This window comes from Paraburkholderia sp. DD10, assembly GCF_049177125.1.
In the GTDB taxonomy this organism is placed as follows: Bacteria; Pseudomonadota; Gammaproteobacteria; order Burkholderiales; family Burkholderiaceae; genus Paraburkholderia; species Paraburkholderia terricola.
Genome location: NZ_CP185393.1, coordinates 1,461,965 through 1,486,533, shown reverse-complemented (window position 1 = coordinate 1,486,533; position 24,569 = coordinate 1,461,965). Strand labels below are relative to the sequence as shown.

The 24,569-nt window shown below is 65.1% G+C and carries 21 protein-coding genes and 1 pseudogene; 20 read left to right on the top strand and 2 right to left on the bottom strand.

All coding sequences use genetic code 11. From position 1 onward, the window contains the following. Positions 1 to 77 precede the first annotated feature (77 nt). From ACOCG7_RS22070 to benD, 4 genes are read left to right on the top strand one after another with little or no spacing between them, the layout of a single operon-like run. Complete coding sequence (locus ACOCG7_RS22070) at positions 78 to 1,436, top strand: Rieske 2Fe-2S domain-containing protein (protein ID WP_083083810.1); 1,359 nt, start codon at positions 78 to 80, stop codon at positions 1,434 to 1,436. Beyond that, positions 1,433 to 1,921, top strand: coding sequence for a benzoate 1,2-dioxygenase small subunit (benB, locus tag ACOCG7_RS22065; protein WP_083083809.1), 489 nt, complete (start codon positions 1,433 to 1,435; stop codon positions 1,919 to 1,921). Before ACOCG7_RS22070 ends, benB begins: the two co-directional genes overlap by 4 nt. Before the next feature lie 43 nt (positions 1,922 to 1,964). Further along, positions 1,965 to 2,987 carry a benzoate 1,2-dioxygenase electron transfer component BenC gene (gene benC / locus ACOCG7_RS22060; RefSeq protein ID WP_083083808.1) on the top strand — a complete coding sequence of 341 codons (1,023 nt, stop codon included), beginning with the start codon at positions 1,965 to 1,967 and terminating at the stop codon, positions 2,985 to 2,987. Continuing rightward, complete coding sequence (gene benD / locus ACOCG7_RS22055) at positions 2,984 to 3,760, top strand: benzoate diol dehydrogenase BenD (protein WP_083083807.1); 777 nt, start codon at positions 2,984 to 2,986, stop codon at positions 3,758 to 3,760. The genes benC and benD overlap by 4 nt, the downstream gene beginning before the upstream one ends. Positions 3,761 to 3,830: 70 nt before the next feature. Here benD and ACOCG7_RS22050 read toward each other — a convergent pair whose 3' ends face one another. Beyond that, on the bottom strand, positions 3,831 to 5,222 hold the full coding sequence (locus tag ACOCG7_RS22050) for a PLP-dependent aminotransferase family protein (RefSeq protein WP_083083806.1): 1,392 nt from the start codon (positions 5,220 to 5,222) through the stop codon (positions 3,831 to 3,833). A 385-nt stretch (positions 5,223 to 5,607) separates the two neighbouring features. On the opposite strand from ACOCG7_RS22050, the gene ACOCG7_RS22045 reads away from it, so the two are divergent. The 11 genes and pseudogenes from ACOCG7_RS22045 to ACOCG7_RS21995 all read left to right on the top strand — a co-directional run bounded on the left by ACOCG7_RS22045 (position 5,608) and on the right by ACOCG7_RS21995 (position 15,592). Then, entirely contained in the window at positions 5,608 to 6,090 is a 483-nt protein-coding gene (locus ACOCG7_RS22045) for an MSMEG_0572/Sll0783 family nitrogen starvation response protein (protein WP_083083805.1), read from the top strand. A 20-nt stretch (positions 6,091 to 6,110) separates the two neighbouring features. Next, on the top strand, positions 6,111 to 7,148 hold the full coding sequence (locus ACOCG7_RS22040; RefSeq protein ID WP_073428119.1) for a Nit6803 family nitrilase: 1,038 nt from the start codon (positions 6,111 to 6,113) through the stop codon (positions 7,146 to 7,148). Beyond that, complete coding sequence (locus ACOCG7_RS22035) at positions 7,102 to 8,256, top strand: MSMEG_0568 family radical SAM protein (RefSeq protein WP_416448073.1); 1,155 nt, start codon at positions 7,102 to 7,104, stop codon at positions 8,254 to 8,256. Before ACOCG7_RS22040 ends, ACOCG7_RS22035 begins: the two co-directional genes overlap by 47 nt. A gap of 2 nt (positions 8,257 to 8,258) precedes the next feature. Further along, positions 8,259 to 8,822, top strand: a complete 564-nt coding sequence (locus ACOCG7_RS22030) for an MSMEG_0567/Sll0786 family nitrogen starvation N-acetyltransferase (protein ID WP_083083804.1) — start codon at positions 8,259 to 8,261, stop codon at positions 8,820 to 8,822. After that, the gene (locus ACOCG7_RS22025) at positions 8,819 to 9,805 is read left to right on the top strand and encodes a sll0787 family AIR synthase-like protein (protein WP_083083803.1); all 987 of its coding nucleotides are present in this window, start codon (positions 8,819 to 8,821) and stop codon (positions 9,803 to 9,805) included. Before ACOCG7_RS22030 ends, ACOCG7_RS22025 begins: the two co-directional genes overlap by 4 nt. Beyond that, entirely contained in the window at positions 9,802 to 10,971 is a 1,170-nt protein-coding gene (locus ACOCG7_RS22020; protein ID WP_244744964.1) for an MSMEG_0565 family glycosyltransferase, read from the top strand. Before ACOCG7_RS22025 ends, ACOCG7_RS22020 begins: the two co-directional genes overlap by 4 nt. A 25-nt stretch (positions 10,972 to 10,996) precedes the next feature. Then, the gene (locus ACOCG7_RS22015) at positions 10,997 to 11,281 is read left to right on the top strand and encodes an MSMEG_0570 family nitrogen starvation response protein (RefSeq protein WP_073428049.1); all 285 of its coding nucleotides are present in this window, start codon (positions 10,997 to 10,999) and stop codon (positions 11,279 to 11,281) included. A 76-nt stretch (positions 11,282 to 11,357) separates the two neighbouring features. Then, positions 11,358 to 12,662, top strand: a complete 1,305-nt coding sequence (locus ACOCG7_RS22010) for an MSMEG_0569 family flavin-dependent oxidoreductase (RefSeq protein ID WP_083083801.1) — start codon at positions 11,358 to 11,360, stop codon at positions 12,660 to 12,662. Between the two features lie 13 nt (positions 12,663 to 12,675). After that, entirely contained in the window at positions 12,676 to 13,500 is an 825-nt protein-coding gene (locus ACOCG7_RS22005) for a Pnap_2097 family protein (protein ID WP_083083800.1), read from the top strand. Continuing rightward, positions 13,497 to 15,028: pseudogene (locus tag ACOCG7_RS22000) on the top strand (methylmalonyl-CoA mutase family protein); the annotation flags it as partial. The gene ACOCG7_RS22005 and the pseudogene ACOCG7_RS22000, both read left to right, overlap by 4 nt. A gap of 6 nt (positions 15,029 to 15,034) precedes the next feature. Continuing rightward, a complete protein-coding gene (locus tag ACOCG7_RS21995) occupies positions 15,035 to 15,592 on the top strand; it encodes a cobalamin-dependent protein (protein WP_421380521.1) in 558 nt (185 codons plus the stop codon). Positions 15,593 to 15,661: 69 nt separating this feature from the next. Here ACOCG7_RS21995 and ACOCG7_RS21990 read toward each other — a convergent pair whose 3' ends face one another. After that, positions 15,662 to 16,393, bottom strand: a complete 732-nt coding sequence (locus tag ACOCG7_RS21990; protein WP_083083798.1) for an IclR family transcriptional regulator — start codon at positions 16,391 to 16,393, stop codon at positions 15,662 to 15,664. A 161-nt stretch (positions 16,394 to 16,554) separates the two neighbouring features. On the opposite strand from ACOCG7_RS21990, the gene ACOCG7_RS21985 reads away from it, so the two are divergent. The 5 genes from ACOCG7_RS21985 (at position 16,555) to ACOCG7_RS21965 (ending at position 24,436) form a co-directional block, all read left to right on the top strand. Next, complete coding sequence (locus tag ACOCG7_RS21985; RefSeq protein WP_083083797.1) at positions 16,555 to 17,439, top strand: aldo/keto reductase; 885 nt, start codon at positions 16,555 to 16,557, stop codon at positions 17,437 to 17,439. A gap of 29 nt (positions 17,440 to 17,468) precedes the next feature. Further along, positions 17,469 to 18,872, top strand: coding sequence for an aminotransferase (locus ACOCG7_RS21980; RefSeq protein ID WP_193615263.1), 1,404 nt, complete (start codon positions 17,469 to 17,471; stop codon positions 18,870 to 18,872). A 107-nt stretch (positions 18,873 to 18,979) separates the two neighbouring features. After that, positions 18,980 to 20,314: an NAD(P)/FAD-dependent oxidoreductase gene (locus tag ACOCG7_RS21975; protein ID WP_083083795.1), complete on the top strand. Its 1,335-nt coding sequence runs from the start codon at positions 18,980 to 18,982 to the stop codon at positions 20,312 to 20,314. A 43-nt stretch (positions 20,315 to 20,357) separates the two neighbouring features. Further along, positions 20,358 to 22,397, top strand: a complete 2,040-nt coding sequence (locus ACOCG7_RS21970) for a hydantoinase/oxoprolinase family protein (protein WP_083083794.1) — start codon at positions 20,358 to 20,360, stop codon at positions 22,395 to 22,397. 23 nt (positions 22,398 to 22,420) lie between these two features. Further along, a complete protein-coding gene (locus ACOCG7_RS21965) occupies positions 22,421 to 24,436 on the top strand; it encodes a hydantoinase B/oxoprolinase family protein (protein WP_083083793.1) in 2,016 nt (671 codons plus the stop codon). Positions 24,437 to 24,569 lie beyond the last annotated feature (133 nt).

Sequence of the window (24,569 nt, the reverse complement as noted above, 5' to 3'; positions counted from 1 at the left end):
CGCTCAATGCTCCGCAAGAATCTTTCGACACCGATGCGCGTGCTCCACGACCTGGAGCACGCGTAGGGAGAGCACACATGTCCGCCATTATCGACAAAGCCAGGCAACTGGATGAACTGCTGCACACCGCCGTTCAGGACGACAGGCAAAACGGTGTATTCCGTTGCCGCCGCGACATCTTCACGAACGCCGATTTGTTCGAGCTTGAGATGAAGCACATCTTCGAGAGCAATTGGGTCTATCTCGCCCATGAAAGCCAGATTCCCGACAACAACGACTACTACACCACCTGGATTGGCCGCCAGCCTGTCGTGATCACGCGCGACAAAAACGGCGAACTGCACGCGGTCATCAACGCGTGCGCGCACAAGGGCGCGATGCTGTGCCGTAAAAAGCACGGCAACAAAGGCACCTTCACGTGTCCGTTCCACGGCTGGAGCTTCGCCAACACCGGCAAGCTGCTGAAAGTGAAAGACGTGAAGACCACCGAGTACCCGGTTCAATTCAATACCCACGGCTCGCACGACCTGAAGAAAGTCGCACGCTTCCAGAGCTATCGCGGCTTTCTGTTCGGCAGCCTCGATGCAGACGCGATTCCACTGGAGGACTACCTCGGCGAGACCAGGGTCGTCATCGACCAGATCGTTGACCAGGCCCCGGACGGTCTGGAAGTGTTGCGCGGCAATTCATCCTACATCTACGACGGCAACTGGAAGATGCAGATGGAGAACGGCTGCGACGGCTACCACGTCAGCACCGTGCACTGGAACTACGCTGCGACGATGGACCGGCGCAAGGCCGACGGCACCAAGGCCGTGGACGCGAATGGCTGGAGCAAGTCGATAGCCGGCGTGTACGGGTTCGACCACGGCCACATCCTGCTGTGGACCAGGACGATGAACCCGGAAGTGCGACCGGTCCATCGATACCGCGACGAAATCAAGGCACGCGTTGGCGACGTGAAGGCGGACTTCATCGTCAATCAGACACGGAATCTTTGCCTGTATCCGAACGTGTTTTTGATGGACCAGTTCAGCACCCAGATTCGCGTGGTACGTCCGATCAGCGTGGACAAGACCGAAGTCAGCATCTTCTGTTTCGCGCCGAAGGGCGAGAGCGCAGCCGAGCGGGCGACCCGCATCCGCCAGTACGAAGACTTCTTCAACGTCTCGGGCATGGGCACCGCGGACGACCTCGAAGAGTTTCGCGCCTGCCAGGCTGGCTATGCCGGCACCACTGCGTTGTGGAACGACCTTTCGCGCGGGGCGCCGTTGTGGATCGAAGGTCCCGACGCCAACGCGAAAAGCATGGGCATGAAGCCGCTGATCTCGGGCGAGCGGAGTGAGGACGAAGGCCTGTTCGTGTGTCAGCACGAATACTGGGTGCGCGTGATGAGCGACGCACTCAAAAAGGAACACGGGGAGGCCCTGGCATGAGCTTCGATTACCAGACGATTTGCGCCGCGCTGTTCCGCGAAGCGCGCCTGCTCGACGACCGTCGATGGGACGACTGGCTTGCCTGCTATACCGGGGACGTCACCTACTGGATGCCGGCGTGGGACGACGACGACCAGCTTACCGACGACCACGAGAGTCAGATTTCGCTGATGTATTACCCGAACCGTGGCGGCCTGGAAGACCGGGTGTTCCGTATCAAGACCGAACGCAGCGGCGCCTCGATGCCTGAACCGCGAACCAGTCACAACGTCACCAACGTGGAAGTGCTGGCCGAGCGCGAGAACGAAGTGGACGTGCGCTACAACTTCAACACGCTCAGCCACCGTTACAAAACCACCGACCAGTTTTTCGGCACGATGTTCGTCACGCTGCGAAAGGTCGGCGATGAACTGTTGATTTCCCGCAAGCGAATTGTGCTTAAGGACGACTACATCCGCCAGGTACTCGACGTCTATCACGTTTGAGCGCAAACCCTGCGGAAATGAGAAGAGAAGACCAGGAGGCAAGATGTCCAGCTACAACATTGCACTGAATTTCGAAGACGGCGTGACCCGCTTCGTGACATGCAAGGCGGGCGAAAAGGTACTCGATGCCGCCTTTCGCGCAAAGATCAACCTGCCGATGGATTGCTCCGATGGCGTGTGCGGCACCTGCAAGTGCCGAGCCGAGAGCGGACGCTACGACCTGGGCGACGATTACATCGAAGATGCGCTGACCGAAGACGAGAAGGAAGGCGGTCTCGTACTCACGTGCCAGATGGTGCCGGAAAGCGATTGTGTCATCGCGGTGCCGGCGTCTTCCATCGCATGCAAGACTGGGCAAGGCAGGTTCGCCGCGACCGTATCGAAGATCGAAGCGCACAACGACGCGGCCATCGTGCTCGAACTCGATGTGGAGGCGACCGCGCCGGTGTTCCTGCCGGGCCAGTACGTCAACATCGACGTTCCTGGCAGCGGTCAGCACCGTTCATATTCTTTTTCGTCGGCGCCGGGCGAATCGAAAGTCAGTTTTCTGATCAAGAAAATTTCGGGTGGCGTGATGAGCACCTGGCTCGACTCCGCGCAGGCCGGCAACAAGGTGGAACTGACCGGACCGCTCGGCAGCTTCTATCTGCGCGCCGTGGAGCGGCCGTTGCTGTTCCTCGCGGGCGGCACCGGGCTGGCGCCGTTCCTGTCGATGCTCGAAGTGCTGGCCCGTGCGAAGTCGCAGCAAAAAGTCCATCTGATTTACGGCGTGACGCGAGACCTCGATCTCGTGCAGGTCGAGGCAATCGACGGGTACGTGGCGAAGCTGCCGAATTTCACTTACAGCACCGTCGTGGCCGACACGGATTCGACCCATCCCCGCAGGGGTTGGGTCATGCAGCACATGCCGGCGGAGGCCGTCAACGATGGCAACGTGGACGTGTACCTGTGCGGGCCGCCGCCGATGGTCGATGCGGTGCGTCAGCATTTCGACGCCAACGGCGTGAAGCCCAACAGCTTCCACTACGAGAAGTTCACGCCTAACGCGGCACCGAGGGCGGCATGAGCACGCAACGGTTTGCCGGCAAGGTGATGGTGGTCACCGGCGCCGCACAGGGCATCGGTCGCGCGGTCGCGCTTCGCGCCGCGGCCGAAGGCGGCAAGGTGCTGTTCGTCGACCGCGCCGACTTCGTCTCCGAGGTCGCCGCCGAAGCGAGCGGCGCGGACACGGCCGGCTTCGTCGCCGACCTCGAGACGTACGACGGCGCGGCATCGGCGATGGCCTTTGCAGTGCGCAAGTTTGGCGGCATCGATATTCTGGTCAACGGTGTGGGCGGCGCGATTCGCATGCGTCCGTTCGCCGAGTTCGAACCGGCACAGATCGACGCGGAAATCCGCCGCTCCCTGATGCCGACGCTGTACGCCTGCCATGCCGTGTTGCCGCATCTGCTCGCGCGTGGCGGCGGGACCATCGTCAACGTCTCATCGAATGCGACGCGGGGTATCCGCCGCGTACCGTATTCGGCGGCCAAGGGCGGCGTCAACGCGATTACGCAGTCGCTCGCGATGGAATACGCGGAGCACAACATCCGCGTGGTTGCGACCGCGCCGGGCGGGACCGATGCGCCTCCGCGACGCGTCCCGCGCAATACGGCCGGCGATAGCGAGCGGGAGAGGATCTGGATGAGCGAAGCGGTCAGGCAGGTCATCGAATCGACCTTCTTCAAACGCTATGGGAGCATCGAGGAACAGGCCGCGCCGATTCTGTTCCTCGCTTCGGACGAGGCGGGCTACATCACCGGGACCGTGTTGCCAGTCGCCGGAGGCGACAACGGCTAGCGCTTGCGGACACTTGCTACGCTCAACATCCCACGGTAGTGCCGTATGCGCCGAAGATCGACATGACCGCCTACATCATCGGCATATGCAGATGATGCGGGTCGTTCAGCGTCTCGGCGACGCGTTGCAACGCGTCGCGGCAATCGTCGCGATCTTGCGGCCCGCCGAGGCACACGCGGACGGCGTTGGGCGGATTGCCGTCCGTCGAGAACGCGGCGCCCGCCACCACGCCGACGCCCTGATTACGCAGTTGCAACGCCAGCTCGGGCGCGCTCCAGTTGCATTGCGCCGGAATGGGCAGCCACAGGTGAAAGCCGTCGACGTGCGCGTCGTAGCGCAATTCAGCGAGTTCCTGCGCGGCGATCGCCTGGCGCGCATTGGCCTCCACGCGAATCGCATCGAGCATCTCGTGCGCGGTGCCGTCGTTGACCCATTGCGTCGCCAGCATCGCCGTGAATGGACTGGGCATGACCGTCGTCGCGCGTAACGCGCCGGCAATGCGTTGCGTTTGCCGCGCGGTCGGCGCGCGCAGATAGGCGACGCGCAAACCGGCGCCGAGCGTCTTCGAAAAGCCGGTGACGTGATAGGTCAACTCGGGCGCGAGCGCGGCAAGCGCGATGGGCTTTTTCGCCGGCAGCCAGCCGTAAGCGTCGTCTTCGATGATCGGCACGCTATAGCGCAACGCGACGTCGGCGAGCGCTTCGCGGCGCTGACCCGGCAACGTGAGCGTGCTCGGATTCTGCAGCGTCGGATTGCAATAGAACGCGCCGGGTTTTTCGCTCTTGCACAGCGCTTCGAATGCATGAGGCAGCGGTCCTTCGTCGTCGCGCGGCAGCGGTTGCAGGCGCACGCTGAGTTGCGACGCGATCGCCTTGATGCCGGGATACGCGAGCGTGTCGAGGCAGATCGTCTCGCCGCGGCGCGCGAGTTGCGAAACGAGCGCAACGAGCGCGCTATGAATGCCGGGGCAGACGAGCACGGTATCGTCCGTGCAGTCGGGCAGACGCTCTTTCAGCCAGGCGCGGCCCGCCGCGCGATCGTCGGGCGTGCCGCCGAAATCCTGATAGCGCAGCAGGCGGTACGGATCGGCGTGCGCGAACAGACTCGCTGCCGACTCGCGCAGGCGCGCCGCGAGCTCGGGCGGTTCGGGCGGCATGTTCATCGACATCTCGACACTGCTGCCGCCCGCGAGCGGCAACGTCTGGGTTCGGCCGCGCACGAAGGTGCCGCTGCCGGCGCGCGCGTCGAGCAGGCCGCGCTTGCGCGCTTCGGCATAGGCGCGCGCGACGGTCGTGTAGTTCAGTTGCAGCGCGGTCGCCAGATCGCGCAGACCCGGCAGACGGTCACGCGGACGCAGACGCCCGCTCGCGAGATCTTCCTCGATCAGATCAGGAATCACCAGATAAGCCGGTTTGCGGCTTTCGGTTAATCGCTTGAGCCAGTGATGCGTGAGGCTGTCCATGCTAAACATTCCTTATTGGCGTCGCTCGAAAGTAGCACGCGGTTCGCAATAGAAATAAATCATTTTTCATTCGACCTGAGAGTTGATCGCATTGATTGGATGAATGCACGCTTTCGGGGTTTGCCGCACCATGCGCACGCATGAACAGGTCTTGCGCTGCGCTGACAGGGTGCGCGGCCGCCTTGCGCGATTCGGCGCAAAGTCCCGTCGAACAAGGCATGCGAAATTTTTTTCGGGTCGCTCGAACAATCGCTCTTTGAATGATTGGAAGTTGATTGCATGTTTCGCGCCGGATATTGGCATATCCATTGCGTTATTGAATTCGCCAGCCGGCCATTTTCCGGCGGGCAAATACGATCAATTACGCGACTTATTGGAGAGTGATATGCCCGCCGTCAATAAACCTCTGCATCAGAAAGGCGATTTTCTGGTCGATTACGAAGAGAAGGTGTTCCCCGACGTCAAAGCCGAACCCGGCGAAAAGGCGCTGGTGACGTTTCACACCGTCGCGTTCGAAGGCTCGATCGGTTTCGTCAATCTGTTGCAGGCCACGCGCCTGCAACGCAAGGGCTTCGATACATCGGTGCTGCTGTACGGGCCGGGCGTCACGCTCGGTCTGCAACGCGGCTTTCCGACGCTCGGCGACGAAGCCTTTCCGGGTCATCTGAACTTCAACAAGCAGCTCGCGAAGTTCATGGAAGAGGGCGGCAAGGTGTACGCCTGCCGCTTCGCATTGCAGGCGCTGTACGGTCATGGCGAAGCGTCGCTGATCGAAGGCATTCGTCCGGTCAGTCCGCTCGACGTGCTCGATATCCAGCTTCTCCATCGCAAGGAGAACGCGCTGATCATCCACACGTGGACCGTTTGAGCGCGGGCCGGGTGCCGATCATGTCCGACCAGCGAATCATCCGAGCGGCCGCGGTGCAGATCGCACCGGAGTTCGATCGTCCCGGCGGCACGCTCGACAAGGTGTGCGCCGCGATCGACGAAGCCGCGTCCAAAGGCGTACAGCTGATCGTCTTTCCCGAGACGTTCGTGCCGTACTACCCGTACTTTTCGTTCGTGCTTCCGCCCGTCGCGTCGGGCGCCGATCACATGCGGCTGTATGAACAGGCCGTTGTCGTGCCGGGGCCCGTCACGCAGGCGGTAGCCGAACGGGCGCGCCGTCACGCGATGGTGGTGGTGCTCGGCGTGAACGAGCGCGATCACGGCAGCCTGTACAACACGCAACTCGTGTTCGACGTCGACGGTCGCCTCGTGCTCAAACGCCGCAAGCTCACGCCGACTTTTCACGAGCGGATGATCTGGGGCCAAGGGGACGCGGCGGGACTGAAGGTCGCGCAGACGGGTATAGCGCGCGTCGGCGCGCTCGCCTGCTGGGAGCACTACAACCCGCTCGCGCGCTATGCGTTGATGACGCAGCACGAAGAGATCCATTGCAGCCAGTTCCCCGGTTCGCTCGTCGGGCCGATCTTCGCCGAGCAGATCGAAGTCACGATTCGTCATCACGCGCTCGAATCGGGCTGCTTCGTCGTCAACTCGACGGGCTGGCTGAGCGAGGCGCAGATCGATTCGGTGACGAGCGATCCAAAGCTGCAAAAGGCGCTGCGCGGCGGCTGTCATACCGCGATCGTGTCGCCGGAAGGACAGCATCTCGCCGAGCCCTTGCGCGAAGGCGAAGGGATGGTGGTTGCCGATCTCGACATGTCGCTCATCACGAAGCGCAAACGGATGATGGACTCGGTCGGCCATTACGCGCGGCCCGAGTTGTTGAGCCTTGCGATCAACGATCGTCCCGCGACCCCGGTCGCGCCGATGAACACGGCGTTCGAGCGATTCAGCGCCGACGCCGCTTTCGATACCACGGGTGGAGGTCAGGATGAATACCAGCGCGAACCCGCCGGCCATGAGCCGGCAGTCGAGTGAAGTGGGAACCGAACGGCACCGGCAGATGACGCAACTGCGCACCGAGTTGCAGTCCGCGGGTTTGCGTCTGGTCGATCCGAACGCGGGCGTCGCGAGCCGGCGCGGCGGCGCGGGGCCGTCGGATCACAAGGCGGTCACCGTCGACGGCGTGACGATCATGGTGCCGGTGCATACGAGTTCGGCGTGGAACTCGCCGTTCGTCGCCAGTGCGCCGGATGAAGCGGGCGCGAGCGCGCTGCTGCGCGGCACGATACCGATCGCGGACATCAGCTTTCCGAAGGCGCCGCGCTTCACGCGCTTGCAAACGCTGGACGGCGTGCCGTATTCGCACATCGCCACGCTGCACGGCACCGACGTGCTCGCGACGACCGTGCTGCAAACCTGCATCCGTTACGAAAGCCGCCGCAAGACCTGCAAGTTCTGCGCAATCGGCCAGTCGCTCGCGGCGGGCCGCACGATTGCGCGCAAGACGCCAGAACAGCTCGCCGAGGTCGCGCGCGCGGCCGTGCTGCTCGACGGCGTCAAGCACATGGTGCTGACGACGGGCACGCCGCCGACGAGCGATCGCGGCGCGCGGATCCTCTGCGAAAGCGCGTTCGCGATCAAGGCCGCTGTCGATCTGCCGATCCAGGCGCAATGCGAGCCGCCCGACGACGACCGCTGGTTCGAGCGGATGAAGGCGAGCGGCATCGATACGCTCGGCATGCATCTGGAAGTGGTGACGCCCGCCGTGCGCGAACGCGTGATGCCCGGCAAGGCGAGCGTGTCCGTGTCGCGTTATAGGGAGGCGTTCAAGGCGGCCGTCGCGGTGTTCGGCAGCGGGCAGGTGAGCACGTACATTCTCGCCGGACTGGGCGACACCGCCGACGCGATCCTGTCGATCTCGCGTGAACTGATTGCGCTCGGCGTCTATCCGTTCGTCGTGCCGTTCGTGCCGATCAGCGGCACGCCGCTCGAAGACCATCCCGCGCCGACGCCGGCGTTCATGAAGTCGGTGCTGGTTCCGCTCGGTGCGATGCTGCGCGACGCGCGGATGCGTTCCGCCGACATCAAGGCGGGCTGCGGCAAATGCGGCGCATGTTCGTCGCTGGCATCGTACGAGGAGTAGCCATGTTCTGCGAAGCCGTCGATGAACTGGACGCCTTACCGCTTGCGTTCACGCCTGCGGAGTACCGCGTGAAATGGGCGACGCTGCCGTGGGAAAGCAACGAGGCTTATGCGCTGCGGCGCGCGGTGTTTTGCGTGGAGCAGGGCATCTTCGCCGGCGACGACCGCGATGAAATCGACGCTCGCGCGAAGCTGCTGGTCGCGCTGAGTTGCATCGCGGGCGTGCCGGAGCAGGTCGTCGGCACCGTACGGATTCACGAGACCGAGCCGCATGTGTGGCTGGGCTCGCGGCTCGCGGTGCATGCGGCGTTCCGCTCGCACGGCAAGCTCGGCTCGACGCTGATCCGGCTCGCCGTGAGCAGCGCGCACGCGCTCGGTTGCGAGACGTTTCTTGCGCATGTGCAAAGCCAGAATGTGCCGTTGTTCCGGCGTCTGCACTGGCAATCGGTGGGCGAGGAGATGCTGTTCGGCCGTGCGCATCATCTGATGGAAGCGGACCTCGCGCACTATCCGCCGTGCTTTACGCCGGAGAGCGGGCTCGTCACGTCGTCGCGGGGCCGCTCATGAGCATCGCTTCGCTCGTTGAACGGCTAAGGGCAAGCCGCGGCTTCCGGCATAAAACCGATATTGCGGGCGTCGTCGCGTCGTTGGCGCAGCGCCTGCCGCACGGCGTGCGCGATCTCGCGCAGGCGGTCGCGCTCGGCGACGACTGCGCGGCGATCCGTGACGGCGACGGCTACCTGCTCTTCGCGATCGAAGGGCTGGTGAGCGATTTCGTCGAAGCCATGCCGTGGTTCGCGGGCTACAGCAGCGTGATGGTCAACATCAGCGACGTGTATGCGATGGGCGGCCGGCCGCTTGCCGTCGTCGATGCGCTGTGGAGCGACGGCCTCGGCGCGGCCGAAGAAGTGCTGGCCGGCATGGCGGCGGCGTCGCTTGCCTACGGCGTGCCGGTGGTGGGCGGGCATAGCAATACGCGCAGCGCGCAGCCGCAACTCGCGGTGTCGATCGTGGGCCGGGCGCGCGCGTTGCTGTCGAGCTTCAAGGCGCGCGCAGGCGATCGGCTCGTGATGGCCGTCGATCTGCGAGGCCGCTTCGAAGACCCGTACCCGTTCTGGAACGCCTCGGTCGGCGCGCCGTCGCAGCGCTTGCGCGACGATCTCGAGCTGCTGCCCGCGCTCGCGGAAAGCGGCCTGTGCGATGCCGCGAAGGACATCAGCATGGCCGGCGTGCTGGGCACGTCGTTGATGCTGCTCGAATGTTCGGCGATGGGCGCGCGAATCGATCTCGACGCGATTCCACGACCGCCGGGCGTCGACTTCGAGCGCTGGCTCAGCGCGTTTCCGAGCTTCGGCTTCGTGCTGTCGGTGCGCGCGGAACACGTCGACGAACTGCTCGCGCGCTTCGTTGCACGCGATCTGGCGTGCGCGGTGATCGGCGAAGTCGATGCGTCGCGCGAAGTGGTGCTCACTCAGCGCGGCGACGCGGCGCTGCTCTGGAATTTCGGCGACGGGCCGTTCATCGGCGCGCCTTCGGGAGCGCGCGCATGAAGACACGTCCCCTTCGAATCGCGCTCTTCACGCACTCGGTGAACCCGCGCGGCGGCGTCGTGCACACGCTCGAACTTGCGCGCGCATTGCATGACGCGGGGCATCGCGTGACGATCTTCGCGCCGTCGGTGGGCGGGGCCGCGATGTTCCGGGCGTCGCCGTGCCGGATCGTGCTCGCTCGGGTCGCTGGCAACGCGAGCGACACGGTATCGATGGTGCGGACGCGTATCGATGCGTTGAAGGCCGCGTTGCTGGCCAGCGATCCGACGAGCTTCGACGTTCTCCACGCGCAGGACAGCATCAGCGGCAACGCGCTCGCCGAGCTTCGGCATGACGGCGCGATACGCGGGTTCGTGCGAACGGTCCACCATCTCGACGACTTCGCCGTGCCGCGCCTCGCCGAATGGCAGCGGCGCGCGTATGCCGATGCTGACGCCGTTTATTGCGTCAGCGATGCGTGGACGCGCCGGATGCAGCGCGACTTCGGCGTGAACGCGGTGACCGTGACGAACGGCGTCGAGTTAACGCGCTTCACGGCAAAACGCGACGCCACCGACACGGCCTTGCTCGCAAGATTCGGCATGGTCGGCGCGCCCGTCGTGCTGGCGGTCGGCGGCATCGAGGAACGCAAGAACACACTGCAACTGCTCGAAGCGTTCGCGTTGCTCAGGCAGACGCATGCCGATGCGCAACTCGTCGTGGCGGGCGGCGCGAGTCTTCTGGATCACGACGCCTATGGCCGGCGGTTTTTCGAACGCGCGGCGGCGCTGAATCTTGCGCTTGGCGCGGGCTGTCCGATCGTCGTCACCGGCCCGCTCGACGACGAGGTCATGCCCGCGCTCCTGCGCCGCGCGGATGTCGTCTCGATGGTGTCGTTGCGCGAGGGTTTCGGGCTGGTCGTGCTGGAAGCGCTCGCGTCGGGCGCGCCGGTTGTCGTCTCGCGCATCGCGCCGTTCATCGAGTACCTCGATGAACGCGTCTGCTGCTGGGCGCAGCCTGACGACGCGCATAGCATCGCCGGCGCGTTGCGCCGTTCGCTCGATGCGCGCGGCGGCATCGATTTCGCCCACGCGGTGCCTGAGTTGTTGCAGCGCTTCAGCTGGACCGCGAGCGCCCGCCGTCACATCGCGTTGTACCGGCGGCAACTGCAACCCGCTCCCGTCTGAACCCTTCACTCATCGAGGATATGTCATGCCAGTCATGCACTTCAGGGTCCAGTGGCCCGATGGCACCGAGGCCAACTGCTATTCGCCGTCGACGGTGGTCGGCGAGTTCCTTGCCGCGGGCGAGAGCTATGCATTGAGCGAGTTTGTCGAACGCTCGCGCGAGGCTTTGCAGATCGGCTCCGAGCGCGTGCGCGAGAAATACGGCTTCGCCTGTTCGGCCGCGATGGATCAGCTCGCGCAGATCGAGCAGCAGGCCGAGGCTTTTTCGTCGGACCCGCTGGCGGTCGTGAAGGTCGTCGAACTTTTGTGAAACCTGAATGCGGCGCGCCCATTGACGAAGCAATGGCCGCGCGCCGGAACATTCATACGAAAAGCAGGAAAGAACCATGTCGAACACAACCGTTAGCCCTGGCCCTCAGGCGGCCCATGCGAATCGTCACTACCCGGTCATCGTCGCGGGTGGCGGCCAGGCGGGCCTGTCCATCAGCTACTACCTGAAAGAAGCCGGCATCGATCATCTCGTGCTCGAAAAGCATTCGGTCACGCACACCTGGCGTTCGCAACGCTGGGACGCATTCTGTCTCGTCACGCCGAACTGGCAATGCGCGCTGCCCGGCTACCCGTATCGCGGCGACGATCCGCATGGCTTCATGAAGAAGGATCAGATCATCGCGTATCTGGACGGCTTCATCGCGATGGTCGACGCGCCGGTGCTCGAGCACACCGAGGTCAAACGCGTGAAGCGCGACGCCGATGGATGCTACAACGTGTCGACCTCGAATGGCGAGTTCACCGCGGATCACGTCGTCGTGGCGTCGGGCGGCTATCACACGCCGATCGTGCCGCGCATGGCCGAGCGCCTGCCCGCCGGGATCGTGCAGATGCAGTCTTCGCACTATCGCAATCCCGAGGTCTTGCCGGACGGCGCGGTGCTCGTCGTCGGCTCGGGACAATCGGGTGCGCAGATCGCCGAGGATCTGCATCTGGCCGGGCGCAAGGTCTACCTCGCGGTCGGCGAGGCGCCGCGCTGCGCGCGTTTCTATCGCGGACGCGACGTGGTCGACTGGCTCGCCGACATGCACTACTACGACATGCCCGTCGAGCAGCATCCGCTGCGTGAAGGCGTGCGGGACAACACGAACCACTACGTGACCGGCCGCGACGGCGGACGCGACATCGATCTGCGGCGTTTCGCGCTGGAAGGCATGGAGCTGTACGGCCGGCTCGAGGATCTGCGCGACGGCCGCCTGCAGTTCGCACCGAACCTGATCGAGAACCTGGACAGCGCGGACGATACCTACAACCGCATCAACGCGAGCATCGATACGTTCATCGACCGGCACGGCATCGACGCGCCGCGCGAAGCGGCCTATGAGCCGGTATGGCGGCCGGACGGCGAGCGCACCTCGCTCGATCTGGCGGCGAGCGGCATCACGTCGATCATCTGGTGCATCGGCTTCACGCCGGACTTCAGCTGGATCGATGCGCCCGTGTTCAATGGACGCGGCTATCCGGCGCACACGCGGGGCATCACGCCGCAAGCGGGGCTGTATTTCATCGGCTTGCCGTGGCTGCATACGTGGGGGTCGGGGCGCTTCTCGGGCGTCGCGCGCGACGCGGCTTATGTCGTCGACGCCATTCGCGCGTCGCTCGATGCGTCCGATCCGGCAACCGATAGTCTCGCGGCCTGAGCGACCGAAGCCCATGCAGAACACGACGGGACGCTATCGCGCGGGCATGCCGCAATTGAGCTTCACCGGCCTGTCGGAGAACTGGCTGCTGAAGGAATGCGGGCATCGTCATTGGGAGGCGCTGGCCGCGCACGCAGGGCGAGCCACGCCGGATTTCAGCGACGACAACGGCGGCCGCTCGTATGCCGCCTTCACCGCGATCCGCCTGCGGGCGCACGGTTTCGATGCCGTGCGCGAGAACGACGAGTTCGACATTCACACCGCGTTATGCAGGACCGGTCCGGTCCGGCACTTCAGCACACACCGCATCGTGCGTGACGATGCGTCGATCGCGGAGGTGTCGATGTCGTCGACGTTCGTCACGCGCGCCGAAGCGCGCAACAATCGTTCGGTCGCGCGTGCAACGCTTGCCGCGCTGGCGGGGGCGATCAGTCCGGCGCCCGACGAAGCGCTGGCCATGACGCAAACGGGCAAGCGCCTGAGGGCGGGAGACTGGGCCTCATGCGAAGGGCTCGAGCCTGGCGTGCACGAGGCCGCCCGCTTTCTTCCCTGTCCGAACAACGACTTCAATGGCGCGGACTTTCTCTACTTCGCGAGCTTCCAGTCGTTTGTCGATCGCGCCGAATGGCAACGGCACCGGTTTGCGGAGCCGCCCGTGATCGCGAGCCGGTCGCTGCACTTTTATGGCAACGTCAACATCGGTGATGCGTTGAACGTGCATGTGGTCGGCGAACGCGAAAGCGGGCAGGGCATCGTGCATTGGAGCGAAGTGCGACGCGGCAGCGACAACCTGAAGATTGCCGACGTCGTCACGGAAAAACGCTGGAGACAGCGATGAGGTCCGCCGTCAAACGCGAGGCGCCGCTGCGCTTGCAGTCCCGGCCCAGGCCCCGGCGCCGCGCCGTGCCGCTGAAGACGCTTTATACCGCCTCCGACCTCGCTGGCGTCGCGCATCTGAACAGCATGCCTGGCGCCGCGCCGTTCGTGCGCGGTCCATACGCGTCGATGTACACGGCGAAGCCGTGGACGATCCGGCAATACGCGGGATACGCCGAAGCGGCCGATTCGAACCTCGCGTTTCGCACCGCGCTGGCGGAAGGGGCGCAGGGTTTGTCCGTCGCGTTCGATCTGCCGACCCAGCGCGGCTATGATTCGGACGATCCGCGCGGGAGCGCCGAGGTCGGGCTGGCCGGGGTCGCGATCGATACGGTCGAAGACATGGCGCGTCTTTTCGCGGGCATTCCACTCGACCGAACCTCGGTATCGATGACGATGAACGGCGCGGTGCTGCCGGTGCTGGCCGCCTTCATCGTCGCGGCCGAGGAGCGCGGCGTGGCCGCAGCGCAACTGACCGGCACGATTCAGAACGACATTCTCAAAGAGTTCATCGTGCGCAACACCTGCATCTTCGCGCCTGAACCGTCGTTGCGAATCGCCGCCGACGTGGTCGATTATCTCGCGCGACATGCTCCGCGCTTCAACGCGCTATCGGTGTCCGGCTATCACTTTCAGGAGGCCGGCGCCGATCCCGTGCTCGAACTGGCGCTGACGATGGCCCATGCGCGCACCTACATCGAAACGCTTGGCGCGCGAGGCATGAATGCCGACGACGCCTGCGAGCGCATGAGCTTCTTCTTCGGCGTCGGCACGGACTTCTATGTCGAGGTGGCGAAGCTGCGCGCGGCGCGTCTCGTCTGGTCGGAACTCGCGATGCAGTGCGGCGCGGCTTCCGACAAGGCGCGCGCTCTGCGGATGCATTGCCAGACGTCCGGCTGGTCGCTGACCGCGCAGAAGCCGTCGAACAACATCGTGCGCACCACCGTCGAAGCGCTGGCGGCCGTCTTCGGCGGCACGCAGTCGCTGCATACGAACGCCTTTGACGAGGCGCTGGCCTTGCCCTCGGCATCGTCGTCGCGTCTCGCTCGCGACACGCAACTCATGCTTCAGCACGAAATGGGACTGTGCGACGTCGTCGATCCGTGGGCCGGTTCGTACATGATGGAAGCGCTGACGGCCGACATCGCGGCGCGCGTGCGTTCGCTGATCGGCGAGATCGACGCGCGCGGCGGCGTCGTGCAAGCGATTCGCTCGGGATGGATTCGCCAACGCATTCACGAATCGGCCGTGACGCTGCAGGCCGAAATAGCGGGCAACGCGTCGTGGTGGGCGTCAACGCGTTCGTTCATGGCGACGCTGACGAAGCGCCCGCATGTTTCGAACTGGACGGAAAAAAAGTGCGCGGCCACCAGCTCCGTCGCATCGCGGAGGTCAAGCTGCGGCGCGATGCGCAGCATGTGGCGCGTGCGTTGGACGCGCTCGAAACGGCCGCGCGCGAGGGCACGGGCAACCTGCTCGCGTTGACGATCCGCTGCATGCGTGCGCGCGCGACAGTCGGCGAATGCACGCGCGCGCTCGAAGCCGTGTGGCCGCGTCATGCGATCGGTTTGCATGCGAGCGCCGGCATCTACGAGGAAACGCTTTCGTCGGATGCAAGGTGGAAAGCTGCCTGCGAACAGGTCGATGAATTGACATCGACGCTGGGGCGCAAGCCCCGCGTGATGATCACGAAGCTCGGACAGGACGGCCACGATCGCGGCGCGCAAGCGGTGGCTGCCGCGTTGATCGATGCGGGCTTCGAGGTCGTGTCCAACGAATTCTTCATCTCGCCCGCGGAAGTTGCGCGGCGCGCGCTGGCGAACGAGGTCGACATGATCGGCGTGTCATCGCTCGCGGGCGCACATGTCGAGTTGACGTCGCAATTGATGCGTGAATTGCGCGCGCGGCATGCCGCGATACCCGTCGTGCTCGGCGGGAATGTTCAGGCCGAAAGCGCGGGGGTGCTGAAAGCGCTGGGTGTCGCCGAATTTTTCCTGCCCGGCACGCGCATGCACGAAATCGTGCTGCGCCTGGTGAGGCTCGTGGCGTGCTGAAGTTCTGACGGGAAGCGGCGACGGCATGGCGCGCCGTGAATCGCGCGTCGCCCCACCCCTACCGGATTGCTACACGCCAATCGCAGCCGCGGCCTTCGCGACCGCCTTGCCCCATTCTTCAAGACGTGCCGGGTCATAGCGCGATTCCGGCATCGAGATGCAGATGCTCGCCGCTGGCGCGCCGTCTGAATCGATGATCGGCGCGCCGATCGCGCACACCGCGGGACGGTACTGCGAGAGATTCACCGAATAGCCGCGTTGCCGGATGCGCTCGAGTTCCAGCCGTATTTCGGCGGGATCGCATGGCGTTGTTTCACTGAACTTCGGCAGGTCGCGGCTCAGGATTTCGTCGACCTCGGCTTCCTTCATGTACGCCAGTACCGCCAACCCCGTGGCGGTGGCGTGGAACGGGCTCGGATCGCCGATCGGGCTGAACGTGCGCACCGTTTGCGTACAGTCCGCACGGTCGATCAGGACCATCGAGTTGGTGCTGTCCGGCACCGACAGATGAACCGTTTCGTTGGTCAGGTCGCGCAACTCGCGCATCGGCTCACGCGCGGCCGCATACAGCGCGCCGCCGCGCAGCGCGGCAGGCCGCACGCCGAGAATTCGCGGTCCCACTTCCCAGCGCGTCAGATCGCCGCTCGACTGACGAAGCCAGCCCGCCTCGTGAAACGTCAGCAGCACGCGCTGCACGCTCGACTTCGGCATATCGAGCAAGCGTGCCAGCACGCCCACGCTGACCGGCTGGTTCTTCGACACAGCCTCGAGGATCTCGAGGCTCTTCAACAAACTTTTCATGCAGGTCTCCGATGAAGGACGGCGACGGGCGAGCGCTCGCCCACGCTGCGCTTGCAACGCAAAAAAGCGCGTGTTACTTTTCGTTCACTGTTTGTGGAACGCTGTGCCGTATTGTGGCACACCCTCATCGAGTTGGAAAGCATTGGAGAACGATTACGGCAATGGGACTCTCTTTTCAGCCGCTCGACGCCTCGCCGGTTATCCGGGCTCATGGCGCGCGCATCCCCGCAATCGGCCTCGGCACTTGGCGGTCCACGCATGAGGAAGGCGTGCAAGCGGTGCGCGCGGCGCTCGAAGCGGGCTATCGGCATATCGACACGGCGGCGCGCTACGAGAACGAGCAGGCGGTCGGGCAGGCGCTCGCCGCGAGCGGTCTGCCGCGCGACGAGGTGTTCGTCACGACCAAGGTGTGGCACACCGAATTGCGCGCCGCGGATTTCAGGCGTGCCGCCGAGGCAAGCGTCGCGCGGCTCGGGCTCGATCACGTCGATCTGCTGCTGGTGCATTGGCCCAACCCTGAAGTGCCGCTGGAAGAGACCATCGGCGCGCTGTGCGAAGCGCAGCGCAGCGGCTTGACGCGGCATATCGGCGTATCGAATTTTCCGGTGGCCTTGCTCGATCGCGCAGTCGCGCTCGCCTCGGTGCCGTTGGCCGCCAATCAGTGCGAATACCACCCGTATCTCGACCAGACCCTGGTGCTCGATGCGTGTCGCCGGCATGGCATGGCGCTGATCGCGCACACGCCGCTCGGCAGCGGCAAGCTGCTTGCCGATCCGGTCATCGCGGAGATCGCACGCGAACACGGACGCAAGCCGGCCCAGATCATCTTGCGCTGGCTCGTGCAGCAGCCCGGCGTGGCGGCGATTCCCAAGTCGTCGAACCCGGTGCGCATCGGCGAAAACCTTGCGGTATCCGATTTCGAACTCGATGCGAGTTCGATGGCGCGCATCGGCGCGCTGGCTCGCGCCGACGGTCGCGTGAGCCAGCCGGCGTGGCATCCGCGGTGGGACGCTGCGGCCAATTCCTCAGCGGCGGACAAAACATGAACTTCGTCGACACCGACATCCCCATCGACATGAATGCAACCATGCACACGCGCGGCGAGCTCACGCTCGAAACCGACCGGCGGCATCTGATGCATCCCGGCACGCACGCGTCCGACCATGCGTCGGGCGAACTGGATGCGCGGCTGATGACGCGCGCACAGGGCATCCGCATAGAAGATCACGCGGGGCGCTCGTACATCGACGCGTTCGCGGGGCTTTACTGCGTGAACATCGGCTATGGACGCGAGGAAATGGCCGACGCGATCGCCGCCCAGACGCGCCGGCTGTCGTTCTATCACACGTATGCGGGCTTCTCGAACGACCCCGCTGTCGAACTGTCGCGGCGTCTGATCGAAGAGTGGGCGCCGCCCGGCATGAAGAAGGTGTTCTACGGCATGTCGGGCTCGGACGCCAACGAGACGCAGGTGAAGCTCGCCTGGTACTACAACAACGTGCTCGGAAGGCCGCGCAAGAAAAAGATCATCGCGCGGCAGCGCAGTTATCACGGCTCGGGCATCGCGACCGGCAGCCTGACAGGGCAGCCGAAGTTTCACGCCGGTTTCGATCTGCCCATGCCGCAGGTGCTGCACACGGCGAGCCCCGACTTCTATCGCGACGCACGCCCCGGCGCGAGCGAGGCGGAGTTCGTCGCGGATTGCGTCGAGCACCTGGAGCAACTGATCGCGCGGGAGGGCGCCGACACGATCGCCGCGTTTTTCGGCGAGCCGGTGATGGGCTCGGGCGGCATCGTGCCGCCGCCGTCGGGTTATTGGCCCGCGATTCAGGCGGTGCTCGAGCGTCACGACATTCTCTTCGCGGTCGATGAAGTGGTGTGCGGTTTCGGCCGCCTCGGTTCGCGCATGGGCAGCGAGCACTACGGCCTCGCGCCGGATCTCATGTCGGTGGCGAAAGGGCTGACGAGCGGGTATCTGCCGCTGTCCGGCGTGATCGTCAGCGAGCGCGTGTGGGATGTGATCGAGCGCGGCTCGCGCGAGCAGGGCGCGATGAATCACGGCTGGACCTACTCCGGCCACCCGGTGTGCGCGGCGGCGGCATTGACGAACCTCGACATCATCGAGCGCGAGCAGTTGGTGAGCAATGCGGCGGAGGTCGGCGCCTATTTCCAGGCACGTCTGCATGAGGCGTTCGACGCGCATCCGCTCGTCGGCAACGTGAGGGGCGTGGGCATGCTCGCCGCGCTCGAACTGATGGCCGGCAAGACTGAACGACGACCCTTTCCGGCCGCGGCGAAGGCGAGCCAACGGGTGGCGCAGGCGGCGCTCGCGCGCGGTTTGATCGTGCGCGCGCTGGGCACGAACGACATTGTCGGCTTTGCGCCGCCGCTCATCGCCACGCGCGCCGACATCGACGAGATCGTTGCTATCGCACGCCATGCGCTGCACGACGTGAGCGACGCGTTATCGGCGCCATGACAGCGCGGCCCGAGACCGCGACCGAAGGCTCGCGGAAGCCGCTGGTTTTTTCACGCCCTCGCTGAGTCCGGCGAGCGGGGCTATTCAATCCAACCAGGGACTCGACCGTGTCCACGCGCAACGACGTTTTTTCCCTTGATTTCACCGACACGCCGTACTGGTGGCAAGACTGGCGTCCGCATGATGAACTGATGTCGGAGGTGCCCCGCGAGGTGGACGTCGCGATTGTCGGCGCCGGCTATGCGGGCTTGTCGTGCGCGCTCGAACTGGCGAAGCAGGGCTTGCGCGTGGCCGTGCTCGAAGCGGATGTGCCGGGCATCGGCGCGAGCACGCTCAGCGGCGGACAGGTGTCGGGAGGCGTGAATGTCGGCAAGGCGCCGTCGGGAAAAAAGCTGGATGGTTCGGTATCGGAGGAGCGTCAGCGCACCCTGTTGAGCGAAGCGTCGGCGTCTTACGAGGTGTTCGAAAGCATCCTGCGCGACAACGCGATCGAATGCAGCTACGTGAAGGCCGGGCGCATCAACGCGATGTGGACCGACGCGCATCTGGCCGCGTGGCGCAAGCGCATCGTCAATCTGAACACGTATGCGCGCGCCGGGGCGCGGCTGCTTTCACGCGACGAACTGCGCGGCGAACTGGCGAGCGACATCTATGCCGGCGGCGTTCTGCTCGAACGGGCGGGCCAGCTTCATCCGTCGATGATGTTCGCCGGTCTGCTCGCCGCGGCGCGCGGCGCGGGCGTCACCGTATGCAGCCGCGCCCCGGTCGGCAGCATTGCGCGAGTCGGCGCGCAATACCGGGTCGAGACGCCGCGCGGCGCGCTCGCCAGCCGGCACGTCGTGATCTGCACGAACGGCTACACAGGTTCGTCGACGCCCGATCTGCAACGTCGCGTGGTGCCGGTCGTATCGCACCAGATCGCCACCGAGGCATTGCCGGCCGACTTGCGCGCCTCGCTGATACCGAAGCGTCGCGGCATCTCGGAGACGCGCCGCGTCGTCAACTACTACCGCTATTCGCCGGACGGCACGCGCCTGCTGTTCGGTGGCCGGGCGCGCTTTTACAACCTCGATCGCCGCCAGTCGGCTGCGATCCTGCATGCGCAGATGGTCGAGCGCTTTCCGCAGATGGCCGGCGTGAAGGTGGCGTATAGCTGGGGCGGCACGGTGGCGCTCACGCTCGACTTCCTCCCGCATCTGGGCCGCACCGCCGATGGCGTCTACTACGCACTCGGCTGCAACGGCAGCGGCGTGGTGATGATGACGTATCTCGGCTACAAGGTCGCGCGCCTGATCGTCGAAGGACAAGCGCCCGAAACCAGCGCCTACGGCACGCCGATGCTCACGCATCCGCTCTATGGCGGCAAGCCGTGGTTCATGCCCGCGCTCGGCAGCTACTACCAGATTCGCGACGTCATCGACAAACGCAGGCAACGCGCTTGAGCGGCAGCGGCGCACATCACTTCACACAGGCAGGAACACGACAATGGGTTTGAGAATCGGAGTCGATATCGGTGGGTCGTTCACCGATTTCGCGGTGCTGGACGAAGCCACGCGAACCATTCGCACGCTAAAGGTGTTTTCACGTCCTGACAGCCCAGGCAGCGAAGTGCTCGCGGGCGTCGAGGGACTGCGCGAGCGCTACGGCATCGAGCCGCACGAGGTGACGTATTTCACGCATGGCACGACGGTCGGCGTCAACGCGGTGGTGCAGCGCCGCGGGCTGAAGCTGGGGCTCATCACCACGCGCCACTTCGAGGACGTGCTCGACATCGCGCGTTTGAAGATCCCCGATATGTACCATCTGATGTCGAGCCGTCCGGCGCCGCTCATTCCGCGCGACCGTGTATTCGGCGTGATAGGACGTCTCGGCGCGGACGGCGTGGAGGAAACGCCCGTCGACGAACCCAGCGTGCTCGCCGCCGTGCGCGGCATGCAGGCGGCGGGCTGCGAGGGCGTGATCGTGTCGCTGCTTCACTCATACCGCAACCCGGCGCACGAACAGCAGGTCAAGGCGATTATCGGGGCTGCGCTGCCGGGCTTCTTCGTGTCGTGCTCGCACGAGGTGTGGCCGATCATCCGCGAATACGAGCGAACGGTGACGGCGACCATCGGCGGCTATGTGCAGCCGCGCGTGTCGAACTACTTGACGCAGTTGCAGGCGGCGCTGACGGAAAGCGGCGTCGCGGCGGACCTCAAGGTCACGAAATCGAATGGCGGCGTGATGAGCGCCGAGCACGGCAAACAGAACTGCGTGCAGATGATCCTGTCCGGCACCGCGTCGGGTGTGATCGGCGCGGCGTATCTCGCCAGGCTCTGCAACGTGAAGGATTGCATGAGTCTCGACATCGGCGGAACGACCGCCGATATCGCGCTGATCGTGGACGGCAAACCGCAGTACGCAACCGGCGAATACATCGGCGAATTCCAGATTCATATTCCGTCGGTGTCCGTGTCGTCGGTCGGCGACGGCGGCGGCTCGATTGCCTGGGTCGACGAATTCGGCGTGTTGAAGGTCGGCCCCGAAAGCGCGGGGTCGAGCCCAGGACCGGTTTGCTATGGACGCGGCGGCACGCGCCCCACCATCACCGACGCATTCGCCGTGATCGGCGTGCTCGGCAACGCCGCGCTCGGCTACAACGCGGTGAAGGTGGATGCGCACGCGTCGCGGCGCGCAATCGAACCGCTCGCGCGGCGTCTGGGGCTCGATATCCATCAGACCGCAGCGGCCATCATCGAGGTTTCGATCTCGGGCATGTACGCGGGCGTGAGCCGGCTCAGCTCGCGCTTCGGGATCGACCCGCGCACTTTCGCGCTGATGCCGTTCGGCGGCGCGGGGCCGATGCTCGGCTGCTTTCTCGCGCGCGCCTTGAATGTGCGCAACCTGCTGGTGCCGACCACGCCCGGCGTGTTGAGCGCGCTCGGCGGCCTGATCGCCGATACGAAGAACGATTTTGTTCGAGCCACCTACTATCCGCTCGACCGTGCATCGCTCGCCTTGCTGAGAGAGGACCTCGCCCACCTCGAAGCCGACGCCCGCGCATGGGTGATTCGCGAGGCGGGCACCGCCGCCGCCGCCGAGATCGTCGTATCGGCCGATATGCGCTATCGCGGGCAATCGTTCGAAATCGACACGCCGCTCGCGATGGAAGCGCTCACCGGCGGCGATCTCGAAGCGATCGCGCAGGCATTTCATCGCGAACATGCGCGCCTTTTCGGGCACAGCGACGAGAAGTCGCCGATTCAGGTGGTGGCGCTGCGGCTCGTCATCACCGCGCCCACGCCGAAACCTGAACTGCCGCGGATCGCGATGGGCGAGGGCGCGCCGCGCGTGGAATCGGAGATCGACGTCTATCTGGACGGTGCCTGGCGCCGCGTGCCGCTTTACCGGCGCGCCGCGCTGCTCGCGGGACACCGGTTCACCGGGCCGGCGATCGTCGCGCAGGACGACACCACGACCTGCGTGCTGCCCGGTTTCGACGCACGCGTGGACGAATACGGCAACCTTTTTCTCGAAGCGGTCTGATGGGCCGACCCTGGAAACGCACGATGACATTCGATAAATCCGTTCTTCAGATCTTCGCGAACTATTGCGTCGCGGCCGCCGAAAGCATGGCGTACACGCTCGTGCGCACCGCGCATTCGGCGTTCGTGAAGGAAACCGAAGACTTCTCCTGCACGCTGATGAACACGCGCGGCCTGACTTTCGCGTCGCCGAAAACGCTCGGCGCGACCTGGTATCCGGGGCTCGATTTCGGCGCGGTGATCGACATGATCGATCACTACGAGCCGGGCGACATCTGCATGACGAACGACGCGTATAGCGGCTACGTCGCCACCCACACGCCCGACGTGATGATGTGGAAACCGGTGTTCTTCGGCGGCGAGATCGTCTGCCATGTCGGCGGACACATTCACAACACCGATATGGGCGGCGCGGTGCCGGCGTCGCTGTCGCGCACGCTCACCGAGATTTATCAGGAAGGCATTCGTTTCGCGCCGACCAAGATCGTCCGCGCGGGCGTGCTCGATGAAGCATTGCTCGAACACATGGCGATCAATGTGCGCGCGCCCGAGCAGAATCGCGGCGACCTGAAGGCGCAGATCGCCATGCTCATGACCGGCGAGCGGCGTGTGCTGGAAATCATCGAGCGCTTCGGCATCGAGCAGTTTCGCGCCGGCATGGACGCGCTGCTCGACTATTCGGAGGAGCAGGCGCGCACGATCGTGCGCGGCATGCCGGACGGCGAGTACTTCTTCGCCGAATACGCCGACGAGGATTCCGTCAACGGCAAGCCGCTGCGCGTCGCGCTGACACTGACGGTGCAGGACGGTTCGCTCGTGTTCGACTTCACGGGCAGCGATCCGCAGTTGAATTCGTCGCTGAACATGCCGACGGGCGGCAAGGAGCGCCATGTGCTCGCGCTCGTCGGCCTGAACTATGTGCTGTATTCGCTGAATCCCGATCTGCTGCTCAACGCCGGCATGCTGAAAGTGGCGCGCTGCATCATGCCCGAAGGCACGATCATGAACTGCGTGCCGCCGGCCGCGGTCGGCATGCGCAGTTTGACCGCGAAGGTCGCGCAATACGTCACGTTCGGCGCATTCTCGATGGTGTGCCCGGACCGCTTGCCGGCCTGTCCGGCCGGCGGCATGTCGATCCTGAACGTGAAGACGGTTGACCGCAACGGCCGCACGGTGATCGCGTCGATTGGACCGGTGGGCGGCGGCGCGGGCGGCATGGCGTGCGCTGACGGCTCCGACGCGTCCGGCGCGAATGTCGCGTTCCTGCGCAATACGCCGGTCGAGATCAACGAAGCGGAAGTGCCGATCCGCATCACACGCTATGGCGTGGTGCCGGGCAGCGCCGGCGCGGGCAAGTATCGCGGCGGCCTCGGGACCGTCATGGAGTTTCGGGTCTTCTCGCCGGGCACGCTCGTGACGGCGCGCAATCGCGACCGTTCGCGCTTTGCCTCGTGGGGTGTGTTGGGCGGCAAGGCCGGCGCCGTGTCGCGCTTCACCCGTAACCCAGGGACTGACAGCGAGGAAGACCTCGGCGTGACCGACCTCGTGATGTGCGGTCCCGGCGACGTGATCCGTCTCGAAGGGTGCGGCGGCGGCGGCTATGGTCATCCTTACGAACGGGATACAGGGAAGGTGCTCGAGGACGTGCGGCGCGGCTATCTGTCCGTCGCTCAGGCGCGCGATCTGTATGGCGTGGCGCTGGTCGAGGGCGCTGTCGATGCGGAGGCGACCGCGCGTCTGCGCGAGGCGGCGCGAAGCGCGGCGCGGCAGCGGCCGGCTTGTCACTTCGACCATGGCGCGCAGCGCGACGCGTATGAAGCGAAATGGACCCGCGAACGCTACGACGTTCTGACCGGCATCCTCGCGCGCGCGCCGGTCGTATGGCGGCACTTCCTCAAGCACAAGATCTTCGATGCGCTCGACGCGAGAGAGACGGCCGGCACCCTGGCGCCGGGGCCGCAAGTGATCGCGCAACTGTATGACGAAGTGCTGCGACGCTACCCGCAGTTGCTCGACACCAAGGCGCCGACGAGCGCCTGACAGCACCCGGTCCATGGCAGGTCGTCGGCGCGAAACCGGCGACCATGCAAAGTGCCGCGTTGGCGGCGCCGAAACAGTTTGTTTATGCCGTCTGCCTTTTTTTGTCGGCGCTTTACGCGTTTTGTGCCGGCAT